General features: G+C 59.2%; 16 protein-coding genes and 3 pseudogenes. 14 read left to right on the forward strand and 5 right to left on the reverse strand.

Annotated elements, in window-relative coordinates; genetic code table 11:
* Positions 1-238 precede the first annotated feature (238 nt).
* Genes B4968_RS09050 through arsC form a run of 4 tightly spaced genes read left to right on the forward strand, consistent with a single transcriptional unit; the run spans position 239 to position 2,398 of the window.
* Positions 239-577, forward strand: a complete 339-nt coding sequence (locus B4968_RS09050; protein WP_083098329.1) for a DUF952 domain-containing protein — start codon at positions 239-241, stop codon at positions 575-577.
* On the forward strand, positions 574-1,005 hold the full coding sequence (locus tag B4968_RS09055; protein ID WP_083098331.1) for a DUF1330 domain-containing protein: 432 nt from the start codon (positions 574-576) through the stop codon (positions 1,003-1,005). The genes B4968_RS09050 and B4968_RS09055 overlap by 4 nt, the downstream gene beginning before the upstream one ends.
* On the forward strand, positions 1,002-2,060 hold the full coding sequence (locus B4968_RS09060) for a quinone-dependent dihydroorotate dehydrogenase (protein WP_083098333.1): 1,059 nt from the start codon (positions 1,002-1,004) through the stop codon (positions 2,058-2,060). The genes B4968_RS09055 and B4968_RS09060 overlap by 4 nt, the downstream gene beginning before the upstream one ends.
* Positions 2,057-2,398, forward strand: a complete 342-nt coding sequence (gene arsC / locus B4968_RS09065) for an arsenate reductase (glutaredoxin) (protein ID WP_083098335.1) — start codon at positions 2,057-2,059, stop codon at positions 2,396-2,398. The genes B4968_RS09060 and arsC overlap by 4 nt, the downstream gene beginning before the upstream one ends.
* A gap of 42 nt (positions 2,399-2,440) precedes the next feature.
* Here the strand turns inward: arsC and B4968_RS09070 are convergent, their stop codons facing one another.
* The 3 genes and pseudogenes from B4968_RS09070 to B4968_RS09080 form a co-directional block, all read right to left on the reverse strand.
* Positions 2,441-3,775, reverse strand: coding sequence for an MATE family efflux transporter (locus B4968_RS09070; protein WP_083098337.1), 1,335 nt, complete (start codon positions 3,773-3,775; stop codon positions 2,441-2,443).
* 52 nt (positions 3,776-3,827) lie between these two features.
* Positions 3,828-4,347: pseudogene (locus B4968_RS09075) on the reverse strand (PaaI family thioesterase).
* Positions 4,344-4,766 carry a PaaI family thioesterase gene (locus B4968_RS09080; RefSeq protein WP_083098339.1) on the reverse strand — a complete coding sequence of 141 codons (423 nt, stop codon included), beginning with the start codon at positions 4,764-4,766 and terminating at the stop codon, positions 4,344-4,346. Before B4968_RS09080 ends, B4968_RS09075 begins: the two are co-directional and overlap by 4 nt.
* 128 nt (positions 4,767-4,894) lie before the next feature.
* On the opposite strand from B4968_RS09080, the gene B4968_RS09085 reads away from it, so the two are divergent.
* The 10 genes and pseudogenes from B4968_RS09085 to B4968_RS09130 all read left to right on the forward strand — a co-directional run bounded on the left by B4968_RS09085 (position 4,895) and on the right by B4968_RS09130 (position 15,649).
* Entirely contained in the window at positions 4,895-5,263 is a 369-nt protein-coding gene (locus B4968_RS09085; protein WP_083098340.1) for a MerR family transcriptional regulator, read from the forward strand.
* 338 nt (positions 5,264-5,601) lie between these two features.
* Positions 5,602-6,003 (forward strand): MerR family transcriptional regulator, encoded by a 402-nt coding sequence (locus B4968_RS09090; protein WP_083098439.1) that lies wholly within the window; start codon positions 5,602-5,604, stop codon positions 6,001-6,003.
* Between the two features lie 82 nt (positions 6,004-6,085).
* Positions 6,086-7,867 (forward strand): annotated as a pseudogene (locus B4968_RS09095) (acyl-CoA dehydrogenase C-terminal domain-containing protein).
* 89 nt (positions 7,868-7,956) lie between these two features.
* On the forward strand, positions 7,957-8,169 hold the full coding sequence (locus B4968_RS09100; RefSeq protein ID WP_083098342.1) for a hypothetical protein: 213 nt from the start codon (positions 7,957-7,959) through the stop codon (positions 8,167-8,169).
* A gap of 42 nt (positions 8,170-8,211) precedes the next feature.
* A complete protein-coding gene (locus tag B4968_RS09105; RefSeq protein WP_083098344.1) occupies positions 8,212-9,363 on the forward strand; it encodes an acyl-CoA dehydrogenase family protein in 1,152 nt (383 codons plus the stop codon).
* 280 nt (positions 9,364-9,643) lie between these two features.
* Positions 9,644-10,276, forward strand: a complete 633-nt coding sequence (locus tag B4968_RS09110; RefSeq protein WP_083098345.1) for a glutathione S-transferase family protein — start codon at positions 9,644-9,646, stop codon at positions 10,274-10,276.
* A gap of 10 nt (positions 10,277-10,286) precedes the next feature.
* Positions 10,287-11,498, forward strand: coding sequence for an acetyl-CoA C-acetyltransferase (locus B4968_RS09115; protein WP_083098347.1), 1,212 nt, complete (start codon positions 10,287-10,289; stop codon positions 11,496-11,498).
* Positions 11,498-11,983 carry a cupin domain-containing protein gene (locus tag B4968_RS09120; protein ID WP_083098349.1) on the forward strand — a complete coding sequence of 162 codons (486 nt, stop codon included), beginning with the start codon at positions 11,498-11,500 and terminating at the stop codon, positions 11,981-11,983. The genes B4968_RS09115 and B4968_RS09120 overlap by 1 nt, the downstream gene beginning before the upstream one ends.
* Positions 11,980-14,186 (forward strand): annotated as a pseudogene (locus B4968_RS09125) (3-hydroxyacyl-CoA dehydrogenase NAD-binding domain-containing protein). The gene B4968_RS09120 and the pseudogene B4968_RS09125 overlap by 4 nt, the downstream one beginning before the upstream one ends.
* A 311-nt stretch (positions 14,187-14,497) precedes the next feature.
* Positions 14,498-15,649: an amidohydrolase gene (locus B4968_RS09130; RefSeq protein WP_083098350.1), complete on the forward strand. Its 1,152-nt coding sequence runs from the start codon at positions 14,498-14,500 to the stop codon at positions 15,647-15,649.
* Between the two features lie 245 nt (positions 15,650-15,894).
* Here B4968_RS09130 and B4968_RS09135 read toward each other — a convergent pair whose 3' ends face one another.
* Both B4968_RS09135 and B4968_RS24290 read right to left on the reverse strand, forming a co-directional pair.
* Positions 15,895-16,365, reverse strand: coding sequence for a Hint domain-containing protein (locus B4968_RS09135; protein WP_241525651.1), 471 nt, complete (start codon positions 16,363-16,365; stop codon positions 15,895-15,897).
* Positions 16,350-16,556, reverse strand: a complete 207-nt coding sequence (locus B4968_RS24290; protein ID WP_241525652.1) for a Hint domain-containing protein — start codon at positions 16,554-16,556, stop codon at positions 16,350-16,352. The genes B4968_RS09135 and B4968_RS24290 overlap by 16 nt, the downstream gene beginning before the upstream one ends.
* Positions 16,557-16,621: the final 65 nt, after the last annotated feature.

The following is a 16,621-nucleotide window of genomic DNA, read 5'->3' on the forward strand; positions in this document are numbered from 1 at the left end:
GGGGAAAAACAACCCTGCCGGTTTTCCTAGGGGCAATCAGCCCGCCAGGAGCAGTAATTCAGCGCAAAGCGACAGTGCCCGCGCTGCTTCTGCCCTGCCTTGCATAGAGTTTCGCCGCACTGGTCGCCGTATTGGCTCCTGTACTGGCAGCCGTACTGGCCGCAACGCAGCTCCCTTCTGGCTTGGCACATGTCGCTTGGCACTTGATTCCAAACGCGCTGCAGGGCATCAGATCCCTATGCAAATCTATAAAATCCTCCGCGCCGATGAATGGTCGGCCTTGCAGTCCCAGGGCGAAGCCCTTGGCGCGCCCATCGACCTGAGCGATGGTTTCATTCACTTCTCCACGGCCACGCAGGCCGCCGAGACCGCAGCCAAGCATTTTGCCGGAGCAGAGGGGCTTTGGCTGCTGGCTCTCGACGGTGCGGCACTGGGGGAGGCGCTGAAATGGGAAGTGTCACGCGGTGGCGCTGAATTTCCGCATCTCTATCGCAAGATGCTGCTCAGCGAGGTTCTTTGGTCGAAACCTTTGCCACTGGTGGCGGGCGCGCATCAGTTCCCAGATGAGATGGCATGAGCCGCACTATCGACCCCAGCCGGGCGCAGTTTGACGCCTTTAAGGCGCTGGAGCGTGGCCATCCCATTGAGATGCTCAATCTGGTGCGATTCAATGCCAAAGCAGCCTACCCGGAGGGCCATCCGCTGGCCGCGGCCGGTTTGAGCGGGGCAGAGGCCTACAGGAACTACGGCGTCGAAAGCGGTCCCATTTTTGCCTCCCTTGGCGGCAGCATCCTGTGGCGTGGCAGCTATGAGACCACCCTGATCGGCCCCGCGGATGAAACCTGGGATGAAGTCTTTGTTGCCCGCTACCCCGACGCCCACGCCTTTATGGCCATGGTGACGGACCCGGCGTATCAACAGGCCGTGGTGCACCGACAGGCGGCTGTTGCGACCTCGCGGCTGATCCGTACAAAACCAAGCGACACCGGAGCGACTTTTGCATGAAACTGACTGAAAAACTGGCCCTCACGGCGCTGCACAGGGTTGACCCGGAAACCGCCCATGCCCTGTCGATCAGGGCGCTGAAATTCGGCCTCACCCCCACCCCCGGCCCTGTGACGTCAACGCGGCTGAAATGTGAGATTGCCGGCATTGCGCTGGCCAATCCCGTTGGGCTGGCGGCTGGTTTTGACAAAAACGCCGAGGCGCTGGCGCCGCTGTCGCAGGCCGGGTTTGGCTTTATCGAGGTGGGGGCCGCCACGCCGCGCCCGCAGCCCGGCAACCCCAAACCGCGCTTGTTTCGTCTCAGCGAAGACCGCGCCGCGATCAATCGCTTTGGCTTTAACAACGAAGGCATGCAGGTGATTGCCGCCCGCCTTGCCCAGCGGCCCAAGGATGCGGTGATTGGTCTGAACCTTGGGGCCAACAAGGACAGCGACGACCGCGCCGCCGATTTTGCCCGGGTTTTGGCCCACTGTGGCGCCCACCTCGATTTTGCCACGGTGAATGTGTCTTCTCCAAACACAGAGAAACTGCGCGACCTGCAGGGCAAGGCGGCGCTCTCGGGGCTGCTGCGCGGGGTGATCGAGACCCGTGACGCCCTGCCGCGCCGGGTGCCGGTGTTTTTGAAAATTGCCCCTGATCTGGATCGCGCCGCCATTGAGGATATCGCCGAAGTGGCACTGGAAACCGGTATTGATGCGGTGATTGCCACCAATACAACCCTGTCGCGCGAGGGCCTCAAAAGTGCCCACCGCGATGAGGCCGGAGGCCTGTCCGGCGCGCCGCTGTTTGAAAAATCAACCCGGGTGCTGGCGCAGCTTTCTGAGCTTTTGGCGGGCAAGGTGCCGCTGGTCGGGGTGGGCGGCATCAGCACGTCAGAGCAGGCCTATGCCAAGATCTGCGCCGGCGCCTCTGCGGTGCAGCTTTATACCGCCATGGTCTATGGCGGGCTGTCGCTGGGGGCAGATATCGCCCGCGAGTTGGACGCGCAGCTGGCCCGCGATGGTTTTGCAAACGTTGCGGAGGCCGTGGGCTCAAAACGCGCGGACTGGCTATGATCACCTATTGGCACAATCCGCGCTGTTCAAAATCGCGCGCGGGGCTTCAGCTGCTGCAAGAACGCGGCGCCGAGGTGGCCCTGCGGCTTTACCTGCAGGAGCAGCCCAGTCTGGAAGTCATCACCGCGCTGCACAAGGCCCTTGGCGGTGCGGTGATCGACATGATGCGCTGCGGGGAAAAACCCTTTAAGGCCCTGGGGTTGAGCAAGGACAGCCCTGAGGCGGATCTGCTTGCAGCAATGGTGCAGGAGCCGATCCTGCTCGAGCGGCCCATCGCGGTCAAACAGGGCAAGGCCGTCATTGGCCGTCCTACCGAAGCACTGGAGGCGCTGCTTTAGCCAGCAGGCCAGATTAGTCGGCGACTGCGAAAAAACCCTCGCCTATGGCCGAAGGCGTTTTGCCCCGACACTGGCCTCAAGTCCGGGATAGCGCAGCCCCAGCGTCAGGCCACGTGTCACATTCAGCACCAAAAGCCCCGCCCATAGGCCATGATTGCCCAGCAGCGGCACCAGCAGCAACAGCGCCAGCAGGTAGATCGCCACGGAGTGCACCATCGCGCGCCGCATCGCACCGGTCCAGGTGGCGCCAATATAGATGCCGTCGTACATATAGCTCGCCACCGAGATCAGCGGCAGCACTGCGGCCCAGACCAGATAGCTGCGCGCCGCAGTCCGCACCTCGGGGGCTGTGGCCATCAGATCAATAAGAAAGGGCCCGCCAAGCGCAAAACTCAGACCCAGAAGCACGGAACTCGCCACGCCCCATTGCGACGAGATCCAGGCCGCACGCCGCAGGTTCAGGCGATTCTTGGCGCCAACAGCACTGCCCACCAGGGCCTCGGCCGAAAAGGCAAACCCGTCCAGCGCAAAGGCGGTGATTTCGACAAATTGCAACAGCACCTGATTGGCCGCAAGGGTGACATCGCCAAATTTGGCGCCAATAAAGAGAAAGCTGGTAAAAGAGCCCGTCAGCAGCACCGAGCGCACCATGATGTCGCCATTCACCTGCGCCATCCGCCGGATGCGGGTGGGATCAAACACCCGGGGCCAGTCGCACCATTGCCGGCCAGCAAAAGCCGAACGACAAAGGTAAAGTCCCAGCGCCACACCCGTCCACTCGGCGATCAGGGTGGCAATGGCAACGCCCTCGACTCCCCAGTCCAACCCCAGAACAAACCACAGGTCCAGCGCAATGTTGAGCCCATTCATCCAGATTTGCAGCCCAAAGATAGCGCGGGTTTTCTCAACCGCGATCAGCCAGCCGGTGACCGCATAGAGCGCAATGGTGGCAGGCGCTCCCCAGACGCGGATCTGCAGATAGTCCCGCGCCAGCGCTTCGACCTCGGGACTGGCCGGGGCCAGGGCAAAGGCGCCCCAAAACAGGGCTGTCTGCAACAGGATAAAGACCAGCCCGGCTGCCGCGGCCAACAAAACGCCCCGCATCAGGAGCGCGCCGGTTTCGGCCGCATCCCCCGCGCCCCGGGCCTGCGCCACCAGGCCGGTTGTGCCCATGCGCAAAAATCCAAAGATGAAATAGAGCGTCGCCAGAATCACCGCACCGATGCCCACCGCACCAATGGGCGCCGCAAGCCCCATCTGGCCCACAACGCCCGTGTCCACCGCACCCAAAATGGGCACGGTGGCATTGGAGAGCACAATCGGCAGAGCGATCCTGAGCACGCGCCTAAGGGTGATTTCGTCCTGAGCCGGGGCCATCTGCAATCGGATTTCCTGTTTAATGCGACGGCACTATGCCCTCTCGTTCAGATCAGGTTTTGTCTTTTGGCGGCTGCGGCATCAGGAAATGGCCCGAGCCCTGGGCAAACAGCTTATCCTTGTGATCCTGCCAGGCCTCGACACGCACCGAGGCATAGCGCCGCCCCGATCTGCTGATGGTCGCCCGGGCATAGGCATCGCGCGGCAGGCCGGAGCGCAGATAGTCCACCGTAAAATCGATGGTTTTTGGCTGCCGGGGCAGAACACCGCGCGCCATTTCCTCGGGATCCAGCGCGCCGCTCTCGATCCGCTCCCAGAGATGCGACCAGTTGAGGCTCACCATGGCGGTGATCTCCCAAAAAGGCGGCCGTGACGCCGCCGTGGATGGCGGGCAGGAAGGGGTTGCCGATATGTTTGTCTTGGAAATTCAACTGTGCCGTCAGCTCATCTCCGCGCCGGTCAAAACTGACATTGAGGAACCGGATATAGGGCACAGAGTCCAGCAGCGCCTTCAGAGCTGCATCGCGGCGCTGTTTGACGACTTGAATGGGTTCAGGACGGGAACGGCTCAAAATCCTGCCTCCACAGTAAAGGCCCCTGCGGCGGTGGCCACGGGACGGTCGGTGTCGTCATCCATTGCCACGGCGCGCACAAAGGCAACGCTGCGCGAGATATGGTGACAGGTTGCCTTGGTGATGATGGTTTGGCCGGGGGTGGCCGCGCGCATATAGTCGATGCGCAGATCAATTGTCGCAGTGCCGCCTGGCGCCGCAGGGTGGCTCATGACTGCGGCGCCGCAACAGGTATCCATCAGGGCAGAGACGGCCCCGCCATGGATCACGCCGGTCTCGGGGTCGCCAATGAGCTTTGGGTCATAAGGCATGGAAATATGCGCCATCCCGTCGCCAATATCGGTCAGCACCAATCCCAGCTCTTTGGCATGTGGAATGGCCTCGATGAATTGCCGGGCGACTTTGGTCTTATCTGCCATACTAAGTGTTTCCTGTCTTGGCTGAACTCGTTTGTGGCCCCGCCCGAAACAAAGAGCAAGCCCGCAACACGCAGGGTGGTTGCACTGATCTATTCAAGTGCATAGGTTGCGCGCGAGGGAGATGATGGATGACCGAAGCAAGATTGTCATTCAAGGAAATGTGCGCTGCGTTTGATGTTACGCCGCGAACCTTGCGTTATTATGAGTATATCGAATTACTGCAGCCTGATCGCGAAGGTCGATCACGGTTTTACGGCGCGCGCGAGCGGGCACGGATGAAGCTGATTCTGCGGGGCCGCAGATTCGGCTTTCAGCTGGAGGAAATCCGCCAATGGCTGCTGATATACGAAAATGATGGCAACAAGGCTCAGATGCAGGCCTTTATCGAGATGGCCGACCGTCAGATGGGCGAGTTGCAGCAGCAACGCGAACAGCTGGAAGAGGCTCTGGATGAGCTGGGGAGCCTGCGCGCAACGACACATGGCCTTTTGAAATAGACAGACAGGCACTGACCTGACCCAAATTATCTGGCCCATCCTGTTTCGCAGGGTGGGCCAAAACATTTTGGCTGCCTCACCCTGCCCCCTAACCTCTCCCCTCCCCAGCGCGCCGGGTTTCAGGACCAGGCAGCCCCCTGGCTCCGCACAGGTCTCTGGTCTCTGGTCTCTTGATCTCTGGCCAAAAAAAGCGACAGCCACGTCACCTCAGAAAGTGACGTGGCGTCCAGCTTACGTTAACGTCAAGATGCTGTTGTAAATGCGCACAGGCCAGCCCAGTTTAGTCTTGCAACATGCAAACTGACTGACGCGACAACAGAGTGACGACGATGACAGATATGAGCGAAGACACAAAATCGATCCGCGAGATGTGTGATGCCTTTGGGGTAACGCCACGTACTTTGCGGTTTTACGAGGCAAAAGAGCTGCTGTTTCCCCATCGAGACGGTCAGAAACGTCTGTTCACCAAACGCGACGGGGCCCGGCTGAAACTCATCCTGCGCGGTAAGCGTTTTGGGTTTAGTCTGGAAGAGATCCGCCAGCTTTTGGATCTCTATCATATTGGCGACCAGCAGATTACCCAGCTGTCTCGCACCTTTGAAATCGCCTGCGACCGCCTCAACGATATGGTGCGTCAACGCGATGAGCTGAACGAAGCCATTGAAGAGCTTCAGGACCAATTGAAGTGGGGCGAAAAAGTCATCGCCTCCATGCAATCCGATCAGGAGGCCGCCGAGTAGCGGCTCATTAGCCACCCTTTCGTGCTGTCCCGCCGGGCAGCGCCTTTAATCACAACAGTTTACCACCAACGAGGACCGCGCGATGCCAGTCTACACAGCTCCCACCAAAGACACCCAATTCATCCTGCATGACGTGTTGAAAGTCTCTGAGGCCAGCACCCCTGGCTATGATGAACTGGAGCGTGATTTCACCGCAGCCATTCTGGAAGAAGCCGGTAAGATCAGCTCCGGCGTGCTGCACCCGCTGAACGTGGTTGGCGACACCGAAGGCTGCCGTCTGGAAAACGGCGTGGTCTATACCCCAACCGGTTTCAAGGCTGCTTTCGAGCAGGTGAAAGAGGGCGGCTGGACCGGGCTCGATATGCCGGAACAGTATGGCGGACAGAACATGCCCTACGTGCTGGGCACTGCCGTTGGCGAGTTGTTTTCCTCTGCCAACCAGGCCTTTGTGATGTATCAGGGCCTGACACATGGCGCCGCCTCGGCGATCCTGGCCCATGGCACTGACGCGCAAAAAGACCCTTAGCTGCCGAAAATGGTCTCGTGCGAGTGGACCGGCACCATGAACCTGACCGAGCCACACTGTGGCACCGATCTGGGTCTGATGCGCACCAAGGCAGAGCCGCAGGAGGATGGCAGCTACAAGGTTTCCGGCCAGAAGATCTTTATCTCGGCGGGTGATCACGACATGGCCGCCAACATCATCCATCTGGTGCTGGCAAAGATCCCCGGTGGTCCGGATGGCATCAAAGGCGTGTCGCTGTTTATCGTGCCCAAATTTGTGCTGAATGACGATGGCACCCCCGGCACGCGCAATGGTGTCTCGGTGGGCAACATTGAAAAGAAAATGGGCATCCACGGCAACTCGACCTGTGTGATGAACTATGACGAGGCAACCGGCTATCTGCTGGGCGACGCGCATAAAGGCATGCGCGCCATGTTCACCATGATGAACGAGGCCCGCGTCGGCGTTGGCATGCAGGGTGTGTCCCAGGCCGAAGCCGCCTATCAGAACGCGGTTGAATACGCCAAGGACCGGCTGCAGGGCCGCGATGTGACTGGCGTGAAAAACCCCGATGGGCCTGCTGATCCCCTGATTGTACATCCCGACATCCGTCGCAGCCTGATGGACCAGAAGAGCTTTGTTGAAGGCGGTCGTGCCTTCCTGCTGTGGGGCGCGCAGATGATTGATCAGGCGCACCGTGACGGCAACAAGGACGCCAATGGTCTGGTGTCGTTGCTGACGCCGGTGATCAAGGGCTTTTTGACCGACGAAGGCTACGACATGACCGTGAAGGCGCAGCAGGTTTACGGCGGCCATGGCTATATCGAAGAGCATGGCATGAGCCAGTATACCCGCGATGCCCGCATCGCCCAGATCTATGAGGGCGCCAACGGTGTTCAGGCGCTGGATCTGGTGGGACGTAAACTGGCCGTGGATGGCGGCAAGCACCTGATGGCCTTCTTTGAGCTGGTAAAATCCTTTTGCAAGGATAGCGCTGAGGTCAACGACGACTTTACCAAGGACTTTATCGCACCGCTGAAAGCGGCATCAAAAGACCTGCAGGCCGCGTCAATGTATTTTGTGCAAAACGGTATGAAAAATCCGAACAATGCCCTGTCCGGCTCCAACGACTTCATGCATATGTTTGGCCATGTCTGCCTCGGCCTCGTCTGGGCGCAGATGGCCAAGGCCGCAACGGAAGTGCTTGACGCTGGCTCCTCTGACGCGGCGTTCTATGAGACAAAAATCGCCACCGGCCGATACTATATGGCCCGGAGGCTGCCCGCCACCCAACTGCATCTGACCCGTATTCTCACGGGTGCCGAGACAGTGATGGCTCTGGACGCGGCAAGCTTCTGATCCGTAAGGAAACTCACCGGGCCTCCCCTGCTCTTCAGGGGGTGCCTGATCCGGTCCGGGGCTCTTGATGCACGAAAATTGGAGCACCAATGCCAAAACGTTTCCGCCTGACCCGCCGCTTTCCCGTCGCCATGACAGAAGACGGCTATCGCAGGCTGAAACGCTTTGCCTCCGAGGCCGGGCTGGACGAAGGCGAAGCACTGTCATTCCTGTTTGAAAATTTCGACAGCGTGACAGACCAGGAAAACCTCGGCCACCGGCTGCGACTGTTCAACAGCGAGCTGGAGAGCCGCAAAAGATAAAGGCCCGGCGCAAGAAGGCGCAACAGGGTCGATTGGAGAGAAATGACTAGCGAGACCCGTTCCAGCTGGATGACCGACGAGCACCAGATGCTTGCTGATATGACGGCCCAGTTCATCACCAATGAGTGGATGCCAAAATACGAGACATGGCGCAAGCAGGGCATGATGGACCGTGACACCTGGAACCAGGCTGGCGACCTCGGCCTGCTCTGCCCCTCCATCCCCGAGGAATATGGTGGCGTTGGTGGCGATTTTGGCCATGAGGCCGCGATCCTGATCGAAGGCAGCCGTGCCAATCTGGCCAGCTGGGGCCACGGCATCCACTCAGGGATCGTGTCGCACTATATCCTGAAATACGGCACCGAAGAGCAAAAGAAACGCTGGCTGCCAAAGATGATCAGCGGCGAGCTGGTTGGCGCACTGGCCATGACCGAGCCCTCCACCGGCTCAGACGTGCAGCGGATCAAGACCAAGGCAATCCGCGATGGCAACGCTTACCGCCTGTCTGGTCAAAAAACCTTTATTACCAATGGGCAACATGCCAATATTATTCTGGTTGCGGCCAAGACAGACCCCAGTCTCGGTTCCAAAGGCGTGTCGCTCATTGCCGTGGAAACAGACGGAGCCGAAGGCTTCTCACGCGGACGTAACCTCGACAAGATCGGGCTGAAAGCGGCCGACACCTCAGAGCTGTTCTTTGACAATGTCGAGATCCCGCCGGAAAATATCCTGGGCCAGGAAGAGGGCAAAGGGTTTTATCAGATGATGCAGCAATTGCCGCAGGAACGTCTGATCATTGCCTGTGGCGCCGTTGGGGCCATGGAAGGCGCGGTTGAACGCACCATCGCCTATTGCAAGGAACGCGAGGCCTTTGGCGGGACACTGACCCAGTTCCAGAACACCCGGTTCAAACTGGTGGAATGCCTGACGAAAACCAAAGTGGCGCGCGCCTTTCTGGATGAGTGCATGGTGGAACACCTTCGCGGCGAGCTGACTGTTGAGAAGGCCGCGATGGCAAAATACTGGATCACGGATGTCCAGGGCGAGGTTCTGGACGAATGTGTGCAAATGCACGGCGGATATGGCTTCATGCAGGAATACGCGGTTGCGGAAATGTGGACTGACGCGCGGGTGCAACGCATCTACGGTGGCACCAATGAAATCATGAAGGAACTGATTGGCAGGTCACTGTGACACAACGCCTGTTTCCTTCAACTGCGGCTGACGGATGCCTCCGGCGGAGGTATTTTTCGCCAGATGAAATCAAAGGCGCGCCCCTGCCCCCAGGCCTTCGCCAAATGGGCAGGGACGACTTCACCTTGCGCGGTCATCGGCTCCTCAGCCTGTACCGCAAAAGCAGAATAGCACACAACCACAGAAAGAGTGTAGATTCTCTTTCATCTTGCTCTAAATACCTCACGGGGGTCCGGGGGTGTGAAACCCCCGGCGCCACCTTTGCGGCAAGGAGAACAGCATGACAATCAAACTGTATTGCTTTGGCGAGAGCGGTAACGCCTACAAGGCAGCGCTGGCGCTGCAATTTTCCGGGCTGGACTGGGAGCCGGTCTTTGTTGATTTCTTTGCCGGCGCCAGCCGCGCACCGGAATTTCGCGAAATGAACGTCATGGGTGAAGCGCCGGTGCTGCAAGACGGCGACATGCGCCTGACCCAGTCCGGGGCCATCCAACAGTATATCACAGACAAGAGCGGCAAACTGGGCGGCGCGCCTGAAGACAAATACGAGGTGCTGCGCTGGGTGCTGTGGGACAACCACAAGCTCTCCAGCCAGGCAGGCATGACCCGCTTCCTGATGAATTTTTTGCCCGAGGACAAACGCCCCGAACAGGTGATTGGCTTTATGCAGGGGCGCCTCAAGGCGGCCTATGACACGCTGAACAGCCATCTTGAGGGCCGCGACTGGATTGTTGGCAAGGGGCTCACCAACGCCGATCTGTCCTGCTGTGGCTACCTTTATTATCCCGAACCCTTTGGGTTTGACCGCAAGGACTATCCGAATATCGACGCCTGGCTGACGCGCATCAGTGATACGCCCGGCTGGAAACATCCCTATGATCTTATGCCCGGCAACCCGTCGGACCGCGCTTGAGGAGACACTCATGACCGAAGCTTATATTTACGACGCCATTCGCACCCCGCGAGGCAAGGGCCGCAAAGATGGCGCCCTGCACGAAATCACCTCCGTGCGTCTGTCAGCTTTGACGCTGAACGCGCTGAAAGAGCGCAACAACCTTGAGGGCCACGCCGTTGAGGATGTGATCTGGGGCAATGTTACCCAGGTTATGGAACAGGGCGGCTGTCTGGCGCGCTCTGCCGTGCTGGCCTCGGATCTGGACGAGACCATTCCCGGCCTCGCCATCAACCGGTTCTGTGCCTCCGGCATGGAAGCTGTGAACCTCGCCGCCAACCAGGTAAAGGGTGGCGCAGGCCAGGCCTATATCGCCGGCGGCGTTGAGATGATGGGCCGCGTTGCCATGGGCTCTGATGGGGCTGCTATCGCAGTGGATCCTTCGCTGGCGATGGACACCTATTTTGTGCCACAGGGCATCTCGGCCGATATCATCGCGACTGAATACGGTTTCACCCGTGAGCAGGCCGACGCCCTTGCAGTTGAAAGCCAGCGCCGCGCCAAGGCCGCCTGGGACGACAACCGCTTTGCCAAATCGGTGATCACCGTGCGCGACCAGAACGGCATCGCCATTCTGGACCGGGATGAGTACATGCGCCCCGGCACCGATATGCAATCGCTTGGCGCGCTAAATGCCTCGTTCCAGATGATGGGCGAGCAGATGCCCGGGTTCGACAAGGTGGCAATGCTGAAATACCCCCACCTTGAGCGGATCAACCACATCCACCACGCCGGCAACTCGTCGGGTATCGTGGATGGTGCCGCTGCTGTGCTGATCGGCAACAAGGAATTTGGTGAGCAATATGGCCTGAAGCCCCGTGCCCGCATCAAAGCCACCGCCAAGATCGGCACCGACCCCACCATCATGCTGACCGGCCCGGTTCCTGTGACCCAGAAGATCCTCGCCGACAATGGCATGGTGATCTCGGATCTGGACCTGTTTGAAGTCAACGAGGCCTTTGCCTCTGTTGTCATGCGCTTCCAGCAGGCCTTTGAAGTGGACCCCGCGCTGATCAACCCCAACGGCGGCTCTATCGCCATGGGCCACCCACTGGGCGCCACAGGTGCGATGATCATCGGAACATTGCTGGATGAGCTGGAGCGTCAGGACAAAGAAATGGGTCTGGCGACGCTGTGCATCGCCTCCGGCATGGGTGCAGCAACCATCATCGAGCGCGTCTGATGCCAAAGCTGGATCTGGCGCAAATCCCCTTTCAGGGTGGCTCCGACTACCCTGGAAAGCTGGCCGAGGCGGTCTCTGGCCGTTTCGTACAGCGTGTTGGGGATGCCAGCGGATTGACCCAATCTGGCGTCAATATCGTCCGGCTTGAACCTGGTGGTCTGTCCTCGCTGCGCCACTACCACATGCAACAGGATGAATTCCTGGTGATGTTGAGCGGCGGCTGCATCCTGATCGACGATCAGGGCGCACACGAGATGCTACCGGGCGATTGTGCCGCCTTTCCAGCCGGTGAGGCCAATGGCCATCACCTGAAAAATACGACCGACGCGCCGGCCACTTTCCTGGTGGTGGGCACGCGGACCCCGACTGAAACCGCTTATTACAGCGATATCGACATGATGGTGAAGGACGATGCCAATGGCAGCAGCTTCACCCGTAAAGACGGCAGCCCGCTGACGGCTGACCAGATCGGAGACGAGACATGAGTGAGTTTACGCTTTCCAAGGACGCAGATGGCGTCGGCATCATCACCTGGGATGTGCCCGGAAAAACCATGAACGTAATGTCCTTTGACGGGCTTACGCAGCTGGAGGCCTGCATTGATCAGGCGCTGGCCGATGACGAGATCAAAGGCGTGGTGATCACCTCTGGTAAAGAGGGCACATTCGCGGGCGGCATGGACCTGAACCTGCTGGCCGTTATGAAGGAAGAGGCCGGCGACGAGCCTGCCCGGGGCCTGTTTGAAGGCACCATGAAAATGCACGCCCTGCTGCGCAAGATCGAACTTGCTGGCATGGATCTGAAAACCAAAAAAGGCGGCAAGCCCATTGCAGCCGCCCTGCCCGGCACCGCCGCAGGTATCGGCATGGAGCTGCCGCTGGCAACCCACCGGATCTTTGCCGCTGAGAACCCCAAAGGCCAAATATGGCCTGCCGGAAATCATGGTTGGCATCTTCCCTGGGGCCGGTGGCACCACCCGCATGGTGCGCAAGGTTGGCGCCATCGGGGCCGCGCCCCTGCTGCTCGAAGGCAAGATGCTGGACGTGAAAAAGGCCAAGGGCGCGGGCTATGTTGACGAGATCGCAGCTGATCCCGTTGCCGCCGCCCGCGAGTGGGTGCTGAACGCCAAGCCTGCCGACCTGGTGAAACCCTGGGACGCCAAGGGCTATAAAATGCCAGGTGGTGCGCCCTATCACCCTGCAGGGTTCATGAACTTTGTTGGCGCCTCGGCGATGGTGCATGGCAAGACCCAGGGTGCCTTCCCGGCGGCCAAGGCGCTGCTCTCTGCCGTATATGAAGGCGCGCTGGTGGATTTTGACACGGCCCTCAAAATCGAGGCCCGCTGGTTTACCTCGGTGCTGATGAACCCCTCGTCGGGCGCGATGATCCGCTCGCTGTTCATCAACAAAAGAAGCGCTGGAAAAAGGCGCTGTGCGTCCCAAGGATGTGCCCGACCAACGCGTGCAAAAACTGGGCGTTTTGGGCGCGGGCATGATGGGCGCCGGCATTGCGCTGGTCTCGGCCCAGGCCGGTATCGAAGTTGTGCTGGTCGACCGCGATCAGGCCGCCGCCGACAAGGGCAAAGCCTATACCGAGAGCTATCTCGACAAGGGCATGAAGCGCGGTAAGGTCACGCAAGACAAGAAAGACGCCATGCTGGCGCGCATCAACGCCACCCCTGATCTTGAGGCGCTGAAGGGCTGTGATCTGATCATCGAGGCGGTGTTTGAAGATCCAGCCGTCAAGGCGGATATGACCAAAAAGGTCGAGGCAATCATTCCCGACGATTGCATCTTTGCCTCCAACACCTCGACCCTGCCGATCTCTGAGCTGGCCAAGGCATCAGTGCGCCCAGAGCAGTTCATCGGCATCCACTTCTTCTCACCGGTTGAGAAGATGCTGCTGGTAGAGATCATCAAGGGCCGCGAGACCGGCTCGCGTGCAGTGGCCAAGGCGCTCGACTATGTGCGCCAGATCAAGAAGCCGCCGATCGTTGTCAATGACGCGCGCTTCTTCTACGCCAACCGCTGCATCATTCCCTATATCAACGAAGGTCTGCGCATGATCACCGAGGGCGTGTCGCCCGTGCTGATCGACAATGCCGCCCGCCAGCTGGGCTTCCCGGTGGGTCCGATCCAGCTCAATGATGAGACCTCGATCGATCTGGGAGCCAAGATTGCCCGCGCCACCAAGGCGGCCATGGGCAATGAATACCCTGACAGCCCGGCGGATGATCTGATCTTCTGGCTGGAAGATCTGGGACGTCTGGGCCGCAAGGCAAATGCCGGCTTCTTTGACTATGACGACAAAGGCAAGCGCACCGGCTACTGGAAAGGCATGCAGGACAAATACCCGCTGCTGGAAGATCAACCTGATCTCATTGAGGTGCAGGAACGTCTGATGTTTGCCCAGGTGCTGGAAGCGGTGCGCGCGCTGGAAGAAGGCGTACTGGAAGACATCCGCGAAGGTGACGTGGGCGCGGTTCTGGCCTGGGGCTTTGCGCCATGGTCTGGTGGGCCGCTCAGCTGGCTCGACATCATCGGCACGCCCTACGCGGCCGAACGTTGCGATCAGCTGACCGCAGCTTACGGCGACCGGTTCGCCTGCCCGGATCTGCTGCGCGAGATGGCTGCAAAGGGCCAGAGCTTCTACGGTCGCTTCAACCCGGATGCTGTCTCGGCTGCCTAAACCGGCATCTCATCTGACACCACTGCAACCGCCCCCTATCATTTGGGGGGCGGTTTTGTTTTTCACGGGATCATTTTCATAGGATCACCCCATACAGGGAACACTGTTTGGCTGGCAAACAAAGCTGAAAGCCAGTGAAGCAAATAAAAGATCTAATCTGCACTCTTTTCAGGCTCTTAGGGTGAAATGTTTAGGAGCGGCATCAAAAGCCGTGAAATGCCGCGTTTTGCAATACGGCGCTTGGCGAATGTCCCAGTTCTGATTTAGGAATAGAAGGATCAGCGGAACTGACGTCGGAAGCAGAGCTTGAAATGCTAACAAATCTTGACCTATTGGAATTGACTGAATTTCGCCGTGACCTTCACCGGCACCCGGAATTATCTGGCGAAGAATTGGAAACAGCCAGTACAATTGCCGCTGCGCTAAAGCCGCTGTCACCAACCCGCATCCTGACCGGATTAGGTGGCCACGGCGTGGCAGCGGTTTTTGATAGCGGCAAAGATGGTCCGACGGTGCTTTTTCGAGCCGTACTTGACGCGCTACCAATTGAGGAATGCAATGACATCCCCTGGTCGTCGCAGAGGCAGGGAAAAAGCCACGTTTGCGGTCATGACGGCCATATGACAATGCTTCTCGCGTTGGGCCGTATGATTGCTCGGCAACCCGTCGCGCAGGGGCGTATCGTTCTTATGTTCCAGCCCGCCGAAGAGGACGGCAGCGGCGCGAAAGCTGTGGTCGCCGATCCTGCTTACAAAGAAATCCAAGCCGACTGGGCGTTTGCCATTCACATCGAACCAGGACGGCCGTTCGGATATGTCTCTACCTGTGCAGGGCTGATCAACTGCGCGTCATTGGGGCTAAAAATACGGCTCACTGGCAAAACCGCCCATGCAGCCGACCCAGAGGATGGTGTTTCTCCGTCGCTGGCAGTTGCAGAGTTGATCCCGGCGCTCGACGCTATAGGACAGGGTGGAGCGATTGATCATGATTTCCGATTGGTTACGATAACCCATGTAAAAATTGGCGAACCAACATTTGGTGTGGCTCCCGGTGAAGCTGAGATTTTTGCCACTCTGCGGACGGCGGGTGACGAAGGCATGGCAAGTCTGGAAACGACAGCCCGGGCCCTTGCGAATACCGCGGCAGAGAAATTCGGGCTTAGCGTGGATTTTGAAGTCTGCGATAACTTTGCAGCCTCCATCAATGATCCAAACGCTTACAATGTGGCAACAACAGCCATGGATGCGATAGGCGTCAGGTATGGGGATGCGGGTGTGCCCATGCGCGCGTCTGAAGATTTTGGCGTGTTTGGGTGGAACGCCAAAGCTGCAATGCTGTGTTTGGGGCCGGGCGAAGACTACGCAGCGCTACACAATCCAGACTATGATTTCCCTGATGACCTGATCCCCATCGGGAGTGCTATCTTTGAACGTATCGCGCGAGATTTGCTGGGAACCGCTTAACCCTGTTGCGAACCATGCTGGCGCATAACCCGACAGTCGCCGCTACGCAGAACGTTTTTAGAATGGGCCCAAAGCGGACCTTTTGTGCGCGCAGTATCTAGGACGGCGTATGGAACACCTCTGGCACTGCAAAGCGCCGATCCTGCAAAAGCGAGCGCTCTGAAACCAAACGCTGCCCAAAGCGCGCGGGCTTTGGGCAGCGTTTGGTCAGCTATGTGACCCGGTGTTGGTCACAAAAGCCAGGCTCACATCTGAAAAGCGCCCGGTGCCATTGCGGGCATGCCACCAGCAATCATCAGCGTCTCTGCTGTGGCCATCGCCGCGACCAGCGCGCAGGCCTCGGTGATGGGCAGAACCTTGTAGATGTTTTCTTGCAGCTCAACCCCGATGGTCAGCAAATCACGCGGCGCCGGGCAAAACCCCAGCAGCCCGCCTTCGAGATAGATCACTTCGTCCTGTTCAAAACGCGGCGTTACCAGCTGCAGGTTATTGTCCGGATGCAGGCGGCAGATGCCACGATAGCCGTCCAGCGTCGAGGCAGGCACCACCGCAAAGGGATCGCCCTGATGGTCCTCGACCAGATCGCTTTCCAGCAGCACGCCCTGGTCCGGCAGCAGCCACATCGGCACCCGGTTGTTCAGCGCATCACGCGGCACATGCATCGGGCAGCGTGTGGGATCAATCGCACCGTCATCAAGGCTCACGGTCTCGCGCACACCTCAACAATCGTCTGCATGCCATGATCAAAGGTCAGCACCTTGTCGCCAGCACACAGCGCCTCAACCGGACGCCAGCCAAGATTGGACGCCACATGGGTTCCGGCCAAAAGCCCACCCTCCCCCACCGAAACAGGCGGAATGGTCAGGTCAAACTCCGGGTTCATACGTTTTTGAAACCAATCCAGCATCTCAACACCTCCTCTTCGGCGGCGACAGTCCCTGTGAGGCTTCTCATGAGAAGACCACTGGCACG

The organism is Pseudophaeobacter leonis (genome assembly GCF_002087335.1).
GTDB classification, from domain to species: Bacteria; Pseudomonadota; Alphaproteobacteria; order Rhodobacterales; family Rhodobacteraceae; genus Pseudophaeobacter; species Pseudophaeobacter leonis.